Below are 12,595 nucleotides of genomic sequence, written 5' to 3'. Positions count from 1 at the left end.
TACTACAATGGAAGACGGCATTTCGACACTTGCGAATTTCGACTCGGCCCTCTTCGAGCATGCGAATCCCCCGCTTGCATCGATCTACCTGCCCCTACACGGCCGCGCCGGCGCCGAGGAGGATCGCGTCCAGTTCAAGAACCTCGTGGAAGAGGTGCGCAGTAAACTCGCCCAGGAGTACGAGCATCGCGAGCACGCCAACCTCGATGGGCGTCTCGACGAGGTCGCCATGCACCTCGAAGACCTTGCAGGCGGCGCGTCCGGCGGAAGCCTTGCCGTGCTCGCTAGCAACGACCAAGTCTACCTGTACCGAATGGACTACGCTGCAGGTCCGCTCGTATTCGTGGGCGAACGATTCTACACGCGCCCCTTGCTGCGCGAATTACAGTTCGGTTCGCGCTACTTCCTTCTTGGACTGTCGGCCGACCGCTTCGCTTTCGTGCGCGGCGACTTCGGCTCACTCGACCGCGTGGAACTTCCCGCCGATGTGCTCGATGAGTTCAGCGAAGAGTTCCCGCTCGTGTACGACGGCCATGAAGGAGCGCTGGACTACTCATCGCTTGAGAACCATCTGCCGCCCTACCACGGCTACAAGTCGCGCAAGGAAGTACGCAAGGAGGAGGCGGGCAAGTTCTTCCAGCATGTGAATGAAGTGGTGACCGACCATCTTGTGCGAGGAACCGATCTGCCCGTGATCCTCGTAAGCTTGCCCGAGCATCAAACCGCGTTCCGCCGCATCTCAACGATCCCTCATTTGCTCGACGAAGGCATTGAGAAGGACATTGGCGGACTCGAGGCGCCCGAGCTGTTGGATGCAGCGAAGGGCGTGCTCGAGCGCGAACGCGCCGCACGAGCAGGCAGACTGCTGAACGGGTTCGGCGACGCAGAGGCGCACAACCGCGCAACGACCGACCTCGAGACAATCGGACTCGCGTTGGTCGAGCGTAAGGTACGGGCGCTGTTCTTGGCCGAAGGGGCCTATATTCCTGGCGGTTTCAATGACAAGACCGGCGAGGTGTACCTGTTCGAGCGCGAGCCACACGGCCGCTTCCAGGGACCCGAGCTGGCCGACGGCTTCGTGCGAGCCGCGCTCGCGCAGGACGCCGAGGTTTACGAGCTTCCCCCCGAAAACGTCCCTGGCGATAGCGGCATCGCAGCATTGTATCGGTATTGAGTGGAGCAGGCCTCCCGAACGCCCGCAACCGGCTCTTCGGGCGCTCTCATGCTCTAGCGTCCCAACGGGAGCCGCCGTGCGCTACAATGTCCTCGATCGCAACGAAAGAGGCGCCGCATGGAACACGCACCCATCCCGTACCGCACGCTCGACCCCGAGATCGAAGCAGCCATCCGCGCCGATCGGACCTCGGGGCGCGCGAATCCGCACGCTTTCGACGATGCGGACGTCGTGCGGCGCGAGCCCAATCCCCACGACGATGCGACGCTCGCTCGGCCTGCGTTCGCGCGCGATATCGAGAAGATCCTGAACGTGCCGGCCTACAACCGATACGCTGGCAAAACCCAGGTGTTCTCCTTCGTTGAGAACGACGACATCTGCCGACGGGGCCTGCATGTGCAGCTCGTGAGCCGCGTCGCACGCGGCATCGGCTCGCTTCTGGGTCTCAACTGCGAGCTCATCGAGGCCATCGCCCTCGGCCATGACGTGGGCCATACGCCGTTCGGCCACGCCGGCGAGCGTTTCCTGAGCAAGTGCTACCATGAGCGAACGGGACGTTATTTCAACCACAACGTGCATTCCGTGCGCGTGCTCGATCGACTGTACCGTCGCAACGTGAGCTTGCAAACGCTCGATGGCGTGCTGTGCCATAACGGCGAGTTCGCCCGACAGGTGCTGCGCACCGGCGATACGGCCGCCTTCGAGCAGCTTGACGCGCTCGTGGAAGCCTGCGCGGCCGACGAGCATGCCATCAAGGAGCTGCGCCCCTCCACGCTGGAGGGCTGTGTCGTACGCGTCTCCGACATGATCGCCTACGTGGGCAAGGATCGTACCGATGCGCTCGATATGGGCGTGCTGGACTCGCTTGACGCGTTCGAAAGCGACTACATCGGCCGCGACAACGCGCGCATCATCAACAACCTGACCGTCGACATCGTCAACAACTCCTATGGAACCGATCGCATCGCTATGAGCGAAGAGGCGTTCGCCGATCTCAAGCGCGCCAAGCGCCAGAACTACGAGTTCATCTACGAACGAGAAGGCATGGTGTGCGGCGCGGGCAACATCGTGGAAGAGATGTTCGAAGAACTCTACGACCGGCTGCTGCGCGATCTGGAAACGGGCGACGAAGCCTCGCCGGTATTCAGGCACCACGTGGCGAGCCTATGCGCGAAGTCGCGCAGCGTGACACCCGAAGGGTATCTGCGCACCGAAGCGAATCAGATCGTCGTCGATTACTTGGCCTCCATGACCGACAGCTACTTCATGGCCCTCTACGCGCACCTGTTCCCACGAAGCGACAAGCACATCATCGCCAGCGGCTACTGCGCCGACCTGTAGCATTCGCGCCCACCTGAAGCCCGACTCGAGGAAGGAGCACCGTGAAGCTTGTTATTGCATCCGATCTGCACGGATCGGCATCGGCCGTGCGCGCACTCGCAACGCGCGTCGAGGCGGAGACACCCGACCGCATCGTGCTTTTAGGCGATCTGCTCTACCATGGCCCCCGCAACGACCTGCCCGATGGATACGCTCCCAAGGAGGTCGTACCGATCCTGAACGAATGGGCGGATCGCATCGTGGCCGTACGCGGCAACTGCGATGCCGAAGTGGATCAGATGGTGCTCGCCTTTCCCTGCATGGCCGACTACGCCCTCATGGAAATCGACGACCACGAACTGCTCCTCTCGCACGGCCACGTGCCGCGCTTCGCACCCGACGAACCGCCCGCGCTCGCACCCGGCAGCGCGCTTCTGACCGGCCATACCCATGTGAAGTCGCTCGATCGTCGCAACGGCGTGCTTTTCGTCAACCCGGGCAGCACATCCATACCGAAGGATGGCTCAGCGAGCTACGCCGTGTACGATCATGGCGCGTTCGCCCTCAAGTCGCTCGACGGCGTGACCCTGCGCGAAGCCGGCTGGTAACCACGCGGACGCGGATACCGTCACGCAACTCGGCGAACGCTCGCTCGCAGCGGCTTCGCGCACATAGTCAATCACGGCGGTTCATGGCATGCAGCAAAGCAAGACCTCGCAAAGTGAGATGCTCGTCCACCCTGCGGATGCGCTTCGAGAGCGCCGCGAGCATGTCGGCATCGGATCCCGTCGCCACCACGTCGGTCTCGTACCCCAGTTCGCCCCACATCAGGTCAATAAGGCCGTCGATGCGGGCGATCTCACCCATGACGATGCCTGCCTGCATTGCTTCGCGTGTGTTCTTCCCCACCATGGAGGCTGGGGCGATGAGCTCCACCACGGGAAGACGCGCGGCGGCGTCGGCAAGGGCCTTCGCGCACAGCTTTAAGCCGGGCGCGATAGCGCCTCCGATGAACGCGCCTTCGGGATCGACGACCTCGAAATTAGTCGTCGTGCCGAAATCGACCACGATCAGAGGATGCGCATAAGAACCCTTGGCGGCCACGAGGTCGGCGATGCGGTCGGCGCCCAGCTGACCAGGGTCGTTGTAGCGCATTTTTAGGCCGGTTTTCAAGCCGGGACCCACGACAAGGGGCCTGCGCCCGCTCATCCGGCTGATCGCAGTTACCCATGAGTCGGTAAGATCAGGTACGACCGAGGCGACGATGCCATCGCGCAGACGCACCGCCCCGCCGATCTCGGACAGCGCTCCGTCCTCGACAAGGCGCAGAAAGGACGCTGCAATCGCCCAGGCCTCATCGGTCGTGAGGAGTTCGGAGGTAGTCGCAGTCCATGTCGCAGCCAGCTCCCCGCCCTCGAACAGGCCCAGGTTCGTCACCGAGTTGCCCACGTCCACGGCGAGCACGGGACCATCGGCCGTCCGCCGAGGCCGCTTTGCCTCCACCACGGCCTCCGGGCAATCCGCGTCGGCCACCGCCTTCCGTATGCCGCCCATCGCCACCGCCTTCCGTCGCGCGTCCTTTTTCGAAATTGCCGTTGTGCCGGCACCTGCGGATGATTATACTGTATGCGCCCGTTCAGTAACCCGACTTCCCGAGACAAGGGGAAGCGGATATGCGAGAAGGAGCTCGAAAATGGATTCTGTCAAAGGGCAGCTGACGCTGCGCGGTCTGCTTATCGGCTGCGTCGGTTGCATCATCATCACCGCGGCGTCGGTGTACACGGCCCTCAAGATGGGGGCGCTTCCTTGGCCCATCGTGTTCGCGGCCATCATATCGCTGTTCTTCCTCAAAGCGATCAGCCGCGGACGCGCCAGCCTCAACGAGGCGAACGTCACCCATACTGTCATGTCGGCCGGCGCCATGGTGGCAGGCGGACTTGCCTTCACCATACCCGGCATCTGGATGCTCGGCTTCGCCGATGCGACAAGTATCTTCGAAATGCTGCTCGTCGCTCTGGCGGGCGTGGTGCTCGGCCTGGTGTGCACGGTGCTGCTGCGCCGCCACTTCATCGAGGACGCGGAGCTTGAGTACCCCATCGGCGAAGCGGCTGCTCAAACGCTCATCGCAGGCGACGCCGGCGGCAAGACGGGTTGGAAGCTGTTCGGATCGATGGGCCTGGCCGGCGCGTACACCGCGCTGCGCGATTGGTTCGGCGCCATTCCCGCGATGCTGCTTGGCAACGTTTCCATTCCCGGCGTCATGTTCGGCATCTACAACTCGCCGATGCTGCTCGCGGTAGGCTTCCTCGTAGGAACGGGCGCGGTGACGGTGTGGTTCGCCGGTGCGCTGCTGGGCAATTTCGGCATCATCGTGGGCGGTTCGGCTGCGGGGCTATGGGATGTGGCAAGCGGTCAGGGCATCGTCTCAAGCCTCGGCATGGGCGTCATGATGGGTGCAGGACTGGGCGTCATCTTCAAGAACATCCTGCCGAAGGCCATCCGCATGCTGCGCGACACGAAGGGCTCCGTCTCACTGCGGGCAGTCGACGATGACGCGCCCGCAGAGGGCGGCTCGAAGCTCCGTCGCTTGCGCGTGAGCGCCGGCATCGCTGCCTGCGCCGTAGCTGCCGTCGCTCTCGTCATCTGCTTCGGTCTGGGCCTCGGCCCCCTGCCGTCCCTCATCGTGGTGCTGCTGGCCTGGGTAGCCACGGCCATGAGCGCTCAAAGCGTCGGACAGACGGGTATAGACCCCATGGAAATATTCGGCCTTATCGTGCTTCTCGCAGTGGCGGCCGTCTCCGATCTGCCGCAGGTGCAGTTGTTCTTTGTGGCCGGCATCGTGGCCGTGGCGTGCGGTTTGGCCGGCGATGTTATGAACGACTTCCACGCAGGCCATGTCCTGGGCACCTCGCCGAAGGCCCAGTGGATCGGCCAAGCAGTCGGCGCGGTGCTCGGCGCCTTCGTGGCCGTCGCCGTCATGGCCGTGCTTTTGGGCGCATACGGCCCCGAGGCGTTCGGCCCCACCGCCTCGTTCGTGTCGGCGCAAGCGTCAGTCGTGGCCACCATGGTGTCGGGCATTCCCTCGGTTCCCGCGTTCGCTATCGGGCTTGCTGGCGGATTTCTGCTCTACCTGGTCGGTTTCCCTGCGATGATGTTGGGGTTGGGCATCTATCTGCCGTTCTATATGTCCCTCACCGCATTTCTGGGCGCCATGGCAAAGGTCGTCTACGACGCCGTATGCAAACGCCGGCGCGCAAAGCTCGCACCTGAAGAGCGCGCGTCGCGCGAGAAGGAGCAGAACGAAACAGGACTCGTCGTGTCGAGCGGCCTTTTGGGCGGTGAATCCATCATCGGCGTGCTTGTGGCCTTCGCAGCCGTGGCCACGGGCCTCGGAGCGTAGACGAGCTGCCGAACAGCCCCGAAGATACGCCCCGCCTGCGATACGGCTCACGGAGCTGGGGTGATTCGTGATACCATGCCGGGACGAGCGCGCCGCGCTCGTCCCGAGCCTACAGTGAGCGGAGTTCCCGTCCATGCATGTGATCATTACTCTTTGCGCGGCTTTGTCCGCCGGCACCGTCCTCGGCGTCGCTGCCGGCGGAATGAAGTATCGGCTGAATCGCACGCGATCCTATTCGGAAAAGACGATAGTCGGCTATCAACGGCTCTGGAAGGCCGGCTCCGTAGCCATGCGGTTCATCACCGGCACGATCCTTGCCCTCGGACTCATCTGGTGCACCGGCTTCCTCGTCGTCGGCGCGCTCTACCCCGACCAGACCGACTACGCGAACAACATGGCGGAGCTCATCGTGTGCGTGCTCACCGTCGTCTCTATCATCTTCGCCTTTTACGAGTTCGTCCGCCGGAAGTAGCGCCGCGCTCCCCCGGGGATGGGGGAAGGCGGCCCGCGGGCCGCCTTCCTGCTAATTGAACTTGAAAATCTTCTGGGCCATGCGGTAGCCGGTGATGCCTATCTTGCGGCCGAGTCCGGTGGGCAGGTTCGTGCCCATGTTCAACACGCTGCGGCGAATGCGCCGGTACACCTCGGGGTTCTTCTCCTTGAGATAGTCCCAAATGCCCTCGCGCTTGTCCTCGGCTTCGTCGGTGTCGATCATGCGCAGGAAGATGGAGCAGATGCACATCATCATGGACAGGTAGTTCTCCATGTAGCGCTCGAGGCGCTTTTCGGGAACTGCGTCGGGCAGGCGCACCGCATCGATCATGAGGCGCGTCACGCGCAGCTGCTGGTCGATGCGGCCCTTCATGACGCTTTCGTTCACGCTTTGGTCTTCGCGGCCGATGAAGTAGCGGTACATGTCCACATCGCGATAGTAGATGGTCCTCACGTGCGGCAGCGGCACGTACACGAAGAGGTTGTCCACGTAGAACGTGTGCTTCGGCAGCTGGAGACCGATTTCGCGCAGAAGCTCGGCGCGGTAGATCACCGAGTGCATGAGCAGGTACTGGCTCTGACCGAAGTGCCCCACCTCGTCCCAGCCGAACTCGCGGCCCTCGGGGAACACGTTGCGGTAGTGCATGACGGTGCGCGAGCCTTCCGACACCTTTTCGTACACGTAGTTGCCGATGACAAGGTCAGTGGGGGCGGGCAGCTCCGCCTGGCGGCGCAGATACGCCATGATGTCGCGCATGGCGACCTCGTCGAGCCAGTCGTCAGAGTCGACCACTTTGAAGTACAAACCGGTCGCATTCGCAAGACCCGTGTTCACCGCTTCGCCGTGGCCGCCGTTTTCCTGGTGCACGGTCTTGACGATGCCCGGATGCCGCTGCGCCCATTCGTCCGCCTTGGCCGGGGTGTCGTCCTTCGTCGACCCGTCATCGACGATGATGATTTCGATATCGTCGCCGCATTTCAAAAGCGATTCGATGCATGCATCCATATATGCAGCCGAATTGTAGCAGGGCACCGCGAACGAGATGGTCTTCACGATCCTACCCCACCAGCTCGTCGGCAAGCGCGAGCGCTCGCCCGATGATGACGTCCATGTTGTAATACCGGTACTCGGCCAAGCGTCCGAGCGGGTGGAAGTTCGGCAGCGACTTCGTAAGCTCGCGATAGCGCTCGTAGTGAGCGGCGTTCTCATCGCCGACGATGGCGTAGTACGGGATCTGCCGCTTCGGATCGTCGTAGGAGCGGCTGTACTCCTTCATGATGGTGGTCTTGTCGCTCTTCTGGCCCGTGAGGTACTTGAATTCGGTGATGCGCGTGTAGTCCTCGGTCACGGTGAAGTTCACCGTGCCGCAGGGCAGCATGTGCTCGGCGTCGTGCGTCTCGTACACGAAGTCCAAGCTGCGGTACGGCAGACGGCCGAAGCGCGACAGAAACAGCTCGTCGAGCGGACCGGTGTAGACGATGGGGCCCTCGAACGGCGCGCCCTTGATGAGGATCGCGGACAGCGGGGCGCTCTCGTCGCTGCTCTCGAACTCCAGCTCGAACACGTTCTCAGCTTCGGTGTCCAGGCACACCTGGATGTTCTCGTGATCGAGCATGCGCTCGAACAGCGGCGTATAGCCCTCGGCCGGCATGCCCTGGTATGCATCCTGGAAGTAGCGATTGTCGCGTGACACAAACACGGGCACGCGTGCCGTGACGGAGGGGTCGACCTCCTCGGGCGTAAGGCCCCACTGCTTCTGCGTGTAGTAGAGGAACACGTTCTTGTAGATGAAGTCGGCGATCTCGGACAGCTCGGGGTCGTCTTGGGCGCGCAGCTCGGTGATGGTCACCTTGCGCTCGTCGCCGAATGTTTCGATGAGCTTCTCCGTGAGGCGCGCCGCCTTCTCCTTGCCGAAAGCAATCTCCATCGAGTTCTTGTTGAACGGCACCGGCAGGTACGTGCCGTACCAATCGGCCAGCACCTCGTGCTGGTAGTCGCGCCACTCGGTGAAGCGTCGGACGTAGTCGAACGCACGCTTATCGTTGGTGTGAAAAATATGCGGTCCGTAGCGATGGACGAGGATGCCGGCATCGTCGGCCTCGTCGTACATGTTGCCGCCGATGTGGGAGCGCTTCTCGATCACGAGCACCCGCTGGCCGCCGCGCTCGGCCAGCTCGCGCGCCACCACGCCGCCCGCAAACCCGCTGCCGACGACCACCGCGTCGAAGTCTCCCCTGTCAATATCCTTGAAGTCGCAGTACCGAACTCCCATGAGGCAACCTTCCTCGTCCACGGCAGCTTCGAAGCTGCCCCTCTCTCTCAAACGTATAAGCAAGCAGGCTTCTTGCCCGCCGAAACGCGCCGGAAGCTATTTTACCGGCAAGCGAACAGGGTGCGTGGATTATCATACAAAGTGGACAAAACCAGGAGCGAATGCACAGGTAGCGTCGCCCAGTCGATGAGAGAAAGGCTTTCCATGAGTTCATTCCTCGATTCCATGCTTGCCCGCGCCAAAGCCGACCGCCAGACGATCGTCCTGGCGGAAGGCGATGACGAGCGCACGCTCGCCGCGGCCGAACGCATCCTCGCCGACGATGTGGCGAACCTCGTCATCCTCGGCGATGCCGCCGCCATCGAGGCCAGCAGCTACGCGCTCGACGGCGCGCGCATCATCGATCCTCGCACGGCCCCCGAGCGCGAGGCGTTCGCCGCGGCCCTCTTCGAGTTGCGTCGTGCCAAGGGGATGACCGAAGAGAAAGCGCTCGGCCTCGTCGACGACGTGCTGTACTTCGGAACCATGATGGTGAAGCTCGGGCATGCCGACGGCATGGTATGCGGCGCCTGCCATGCCACTTCCGACGTGCTGCGCGCTGCGCTGCAGATTCTCAAGACCGCGCCGGGCGTGAAGCTCGTCAGCTCGTTTTTCGTCATGGTCGTCCCGAATTGCGATTTGGGACAGAACGGGACGTTTCTCTTCAGCGACTGCGGACTGGAGATCCAGCCCGACGCCGAAAAGCTCGCGCACATTGCCGTCAACTCCGGCCGCTCGTGGAGCACGCTCATGGGCACCGAGCCGGCCGTCGCCATGCTCTCCCATTCTACACATGGCTCGACTGTGGCCAACGCCGACCGCGACAAGGTGATCGAGGCGGTCGCGCTCGCAAAGGAGCTCGCGCCGCAGATGGCCCTCGACGGCGAGTTGCAGCTCGACGCCGCCATCGTGCCCTCCGTGGGCGCCTCGAAGGCGCCGGACTCACCTGTAGCAGGCCGCGCCAACGTGCTCGTGTTCCCTGACCTTGACGCCGGTAACATCGGCTACAAGCTCGTGCAGCGCCTCGCACATGCCGAAGCCTACGGTCCCGTCACGCAAGGCATAGCCAAGCCCGTGAACGACCTGTCGCGCGGCTGCACGGCCGACGACATCGTGGGCGTCATCGCCATCACCTGCGTGCAGTGTCAGGCTATGAAAGCCGAATAGCGGCCAAGACGAGCCGGTCCGATCTGCTCGCTGCCGCGCCGGCGCGGTGCGGCGCCGCAAGCGAAAAACAAAGGCGGGACTGGAAATCCTCGTTCCAGTCCCGCTCGTTCGTTTTGCCGGAAGGCCCAGCCATTCGGCTGAAAGCCGTTACCTACCCCTTGAACAGGGCGTGCTTGAGCTCCTCTTCATCCTTCACAGAGAGAGAAGTCTGCAGCACCTCGCCGCCGAACGGCTTAATGGCGTCGACGAATTTATCGGTGGTCATTTCGTCGACCACCATGAACACGGCAGCGCTGTCATCGGAGGAAAGCAGGTTGCGGACGCGCTCCTGGAAGTCCTTGTCGACGCCGCGCTTCACGATAGCGCCGGTAAGCGCCCCGATGCCGGCTCCGAGCGCAGCCCCGAAGACCGGCACGAAGAACAAAAGGCCGAACAGGGCGCCCCAGAACAGACCCCAAACGGCCGAGGTCCCCACCTTCGAGCCAGGCGTGACGACGTCGTACTTGCCGTCGGCGCGACGGGCCACGACGGCGATCGATTGCAGGCTTACAATAAGGTTCTTGTCAAGATCGAGGATCTTTTGATAGGCGGACGTTGCTTCCGCCTCGCTCGGGTATCCGAGCACTAAAAGCGTACTCATGCGGGACTCCTTTCGATGGTTCGCAGATACCGCAACTCTACCGTCTTGGAGATCTGGAGCGCGCTGGAACCCGCATCCGCAATCAGCCTGGCATCGCCATGTAAGCGCCCTGCGGTGTTCGCATCGCCGGGACAACAGAGCGCTATGCTCGGTCCCGCTTCTGCGGCGAACGCCGCACAGGCGGCTCTATCGACCCTCTTTTCAGCACGCAGCAAGCGCAAACCGGAAACCGACTCGTCCAGCGCTGCGAGCCGGGGTACAATATTCAGGCGCCCCCGAGGCACGCCCTATCGCGAGAAGAAAGGTTTCGGACCATGAGCGACTGCTTGTTCTGTAAGTTGATTTCCGGTGAGATACCAGCCAGAAAGGTGTACGAGGACGATGTGTGCTTCGCGTTCGACGACATCGAGCCAGAAGCCCCGGTGCATACCTTGATCGTTCCCAAGAAGCACTACGACAACCTTCAGGACGACGTGCCCGCCGACGTGCTGGGCCACCTTCTGTCCGTCGCGCCGAACGTGGCCGATCTCAAAGGCGTCGGCGAGTCCGGCTTCCGCTGCGTCATCAACACCGGCGAGGATTCGGCGGCCACGGTATCCCACCTCCACATCCATCTTCTTGGAGGCGTGAAGATGGGACGCTTCACCTTCGAGAACTCCCAGCGGGCGGAATAAGCCGCAGAAGAGCCGCATCGAGCGGCTCCGAAAACTGGAAACAGAGCACGAAAACAACCATCGGCGACCGTATGGCCGCCGATGGTTGTTCGAACGTTCGCTCGCGCTTCTTCGAAGGCTTACAACGCGCCCTTCGCGCTTCTCCGTTCCAGCCGCCTATGCAAGCATCGGCACCTCATCCAAGACGCCGCCCTCGACACCCACCTTCTCATGCAGGATGTCATAGGTGTCGCGTGCGATCATGTACTCTTCGTTCGTGGGGATGATGATGATCTTCACCTGCGAGTTCTCCGATGAAATCTCGCGCTCGAAACCGCGAGCGCGGTTCTTTTCCTCGTCAAGGATAATGCCGAGCGGCTGCAGGCCCGAGAAAATCATGCGGCGCATCTTCTTGCAGTTCTCGCCGACGCCAGCCGTGAGCACGATGGCGTCCACACCACCCATGACCGCTATGTAACTGCCGATATACTTCTTCACGGAGTTCGAGTACATATCGTAAGCGAGCATGGCGCGCTCGTCGCCCTTTTCGGACGCGTCGCGAACGCTGCGCAGATCGTTGGAGATGCCCGAGATGCCCAGCAGGCCCGATTTTTTGTTCATGAGATCGTTGACCTCGGCAGTGGAAAGGCCTTCGTGCTCCATGATAAACGGCACGATGGCCGGATCGATGGCGCCGCAGCGCGTGCCCATCATGAGGCCATCGAGCGGCGTCAGCCCCATCGAGGTGTCCACGGCCACACCGTGGTCGATTGCCGCCATGGAGCATCCGTTGCCCAGGTGGCACGTGATGAGCTTCAAGTCCTCGATCGGCTCGTCGAGGACGGCGGCGGCCCGCTCCGCGATGTAGCGGTGCGACGTGCCATGCGCACCGTACTTGCGAATGGCGTACTTCTCGTACAACTCGTAGGGCAAGGGGTACATGTACGCCTTCGGAGGCAGCGTCTGGAAAAACGACGTGTCGAACACGGCCACCATGGGGACGCTGGGCATATGCTTCTGGCAGGCGCGTATGCCCATCAGCGCGGCTTTGTTGTGCAAGGGGGCGAGTTCCGCGAGTTCGTCAATCTTCGCAACGACGTCCTCATCGATGAGCACCGAGCGATCGAAGTACTTGCCGCCCTGCACGATGCGGTGCCCCACCGCATCGATCTCGTCAAGCGAGTCGATGGCTTTTGCAGATCCGCTCGTGAGCGATTCCAGCACGAGGGCGATGGCGTCATCGTGATCCGCCATCTTGGCATCGATAACCACCTCGTTCTCGTCGAGGCCATGCTTGTGGAAGGCGCTGTTCGATCCGACGCGCTCGCAAATGCCTTTCGCGATCAGTTCTTTGCGCTCCAGATTGACCAGCTGGTACTTCAAGGAAGATGATCCCGCATTGATGACAAGTACGTTCAACGGCCTGCCTCCTTAACC

Annotated in this window: 12 protein-coding genes; 7 read left to right on the top strand and 5 right to left on the bottom strand. The window is 62.5% G+C overall.

The features are described 5' to 3' along the window. Positions 1 to 7: 7 nt before the first annotated feature. The 3 genes from ABGT83_RS05965 to yfcE all read left to right on the top strand — a co-directional run bounded on the left by ABGT83_RS05965 (position 8) and on the right by yfcE (position 3,102). The gene (locus tag ABGT83_RS05965) at positions 8 to 1,174 is read left to right on the top strand and encodes a hypothetical protein (RefSeq protein ID WP_346686455.1); all 1,167 of its coding nucleotides are present in this window, start codon (positions 8 to 10) and stop codon (positions 1,172 to 1,174) included. 117 nt (positions 1,175 to 1,291) lie between these two features. Beyond that, complete coding sequence (locus ABGT83_RS05960; protein ID WP_346686453.1) at positions 1,292 to 2,515, top strand: deoxyguanosinetriphosphate triphosphohydrolase family protein; 1,224 nt, start codon at positions 1,292 to 1,294, stop codon at positions 2,513 to 2,515. A gap of 41 nt (positions 2,516 to 2,556) precedes the next feature. Continuing rightward, positions 2,557 to 3,102: a phosphodiesterase gene (yfcE, locus tag ABGT83_RS05955; RefSeq protein WP_346686452.1), complete on the top strand. Its 546-nt coding sequence runs from the start codon at positions 2,557 to 2,559 to the stop codon at positions 3,100 to 3,102. A gap of 67 nt (positions 3,103 to 3,169) precedes the next feature. Here yfcE and ABGT83_RS05950 read toward each other — a convergent pair whose 3' ends face one another. Beyond that, on the bottom strand, positions 3,170 to 4,048 hold the full coding sequence (locus tag ABGT83_RS05950; RefSeq protein ID WP_103264399.1) for a type III pantothenate kinase: 879 nt from the start codon (positions 4,046 to 4,048) through the stop codon (positions 3,170 to 3,172). A gap of 139 nt (positions 4,049 to 4,187) precedes the next feature. Here ABGT83_RS05950 and ABGT83_RS05945 point away from each other — a divergent pair, with 139 nt between their 5' ends. Beyond that, entirely contained in the window at positions 4,188 to 5,894 is a 1,707-nt protein-coding gene (locus ABGT83_RS05945; protein WP_346686450.1) for an OPT/YSL family transporter, read from the top strand. A 133-nt stretch (positions 5,895 to 6,027) separates the two neighbouring features. Next, positions 6,028 to 6,366, top strand: a complete 339-nt coding sequence (locus ABGT83_RS05940) for a transporter (RefSeq protein ID WP_103264397.1) — start codon at positions 6,028 to 6,030, stop codon at positions 6,364 to 6,366. Between the two features lie 51 nt (positions 6,367 to 6,417). Here the strand turns inward: ABGT83_RS05940 and ABGT83_RS05935 are convergent, their stop codons facing one another. Together ABGT83_RS05935 and glf are read right to left on the bottom strand one after the other, a co-directional pair. Continuing rightward, positions 6,418 to 7,440, bottom strand: coding sequence for a glycosyltransferase family 2 protein (locus ABGT83_RS05935; protein ID WP_103264396.1), 1,023 nt, complete (start codon positions 7,438 to 7,440; stop codon positions 6,418 to 6,420). A 4-nt stretch (positions 7,441 to 7,444) separates the two neighbouring features. Further along, positions 7,445 to 8,659, bottom strand: coding sequence for a UDP-galactopyranose mutase (glf, locus tag ABGT83_RS05930; protein ID WP_346686448.1), 1,215 nt, complete (start codon positions 8,657 to 8,659; stop codon positions 7,445 to 7,447). 204 nt (positions 8,660 to 8,863) lie between these two features. Between glf and pta the strand changes: the two genes are divergently transcribed. Beyond that, positions 8,864 to 9,865 carry a phosphate acetyltransferase gene (gene pta / locus ABGT83_RS05925; RefSeq protein ID WP_103264394.1) on the top strand — a complete coding sequence of 334 codons (1,002 nt, stop codon included), beginning with the start codon at positions 8,864 to 8,866 and terminating at the stop codon, positions 9,863 to 9,865. Between the two features lie 151 nt (positions 9,866 to 10,016). Here pta and ABGT83_RS05920 read toward each other — a convergent pair whose 3' ends face one another. After that, entirely contained in the window at positions 10,017 to 10,505 is a 489-nt protein-coding gene (locus tag ABGT83_RS05920) for a DUF1269 domain-containing protein (protein ID WP_103264393.1), read from the bottom strand. Between the two features lie 314 nt (positions 10,506 to 10,819). On the opposite strand from ABGT83_RS05920, the gene ABGT83_RS05915 reads away from it, so the two are divergent. Further along, complete coding sequence (locus ABGT83_RS05915) at positions 10,820 to 11,179, top strand: histidine triad nucleotide-binding protein (RefSeq protein ID WP_346686446.1); 360 nt, start codon at positions 10,820 to 10,822, stop codon at positions 11,177 to 11,179. Positions 11,180 to 11,335: 156 nt separating this feature from the next. Here ABGT83_RS05915 and ABGT83_RS05910 read toward each other — a convergent pair whose 3' ends face one another. Then, complete coding sequence (locus ABGT83_RS05910; RefSeq protein WP_103264391.1) at positions 11,336 to 12,577, bottom strand: acetate/propionate family kinase; 1,242 nt, start codon at positions 12,575 to 12,577, stop codon at positions 11,336 to 11,338. Positions 12,578 to 12,595 lie beyond the last annotated feature (18 nt).

Origin of the sequence: Enteroscipio rubneri, from assembly GCF_963929405.1 — a bacterium.
Classification (GTDB): Bacteria; Actinomycetota; Coriobacteriia; order Coriobacteriales; family Eggerthellaceae; genus Enteroscipio; species Enteroscipio rubneri.
Note: the sequence above shows the minus strand (reverse complement) of the source record. Positions and strands in the feature narration are given on the sequence as shown.

Coding starts and splice junctions, on each gene's coding strand:
- ABGT83_RS05965 (WP_346686455.1), top strand. CDS start 8: ATGGAAGACGGCATTTCGACACTTGCGAATTTCGACTCGGCCCTCTTC.
- ABGT83_RS05960 (WP_346686453.1), top strand. CDS start 1,292: ATGGAACACGCACCCATCCCGTACCGCACGCTCGACCCCGAGATCGAA.
- ABGT83_RS05950 (WP_103264399.1), bottom strand. CDS start 4,048: ATGGGCGGCATACGGAAGGCGGTGGCCGACGCGGATTGCCCGGAGGCC.
- ABGT83_RS05945 (WP_346686450.1), top strand. CDS start 4,188: ATGGATTCTGTCAAAGGGCAGCTGACGCTGCGCGGTCTGCTTATCGGC.
- ABGT83_RS05940 (WP_103264397.1), top strand. CDS start 6,028: ATGCATGTGATCATTACTCTTTGCGCGGCTTTGTCCGCCGGCACCGTC.
- glf (WP_346686448.1), bottom strand. CDS start 8,659: ATGGGAGTTCGGTACTGCGACTTCAAGGATATTGACAGGGGAGACTTC.
- pta (WP_103264394.1), top strand. CDS start 8,864: ATGAGTTCATTCCTCGATTCCATGCTTGCCCGCGCCAAAGCCGACCGC.
- ABGT83_RS05920 (WP_103264393.1), bottom strand. CDS start 10,505: ATGAGTACGCTTTTAGTGCTCGGATACCCGAGCGAGGCGGAAGCAACG.
- ABGT83_RS05915 (WP_346686446.1), top strand. CDS start 10,820: ATGAGCGACTGCTTGTTCTGTAAGTTGATTTCCGGTGAGATACCAGCC.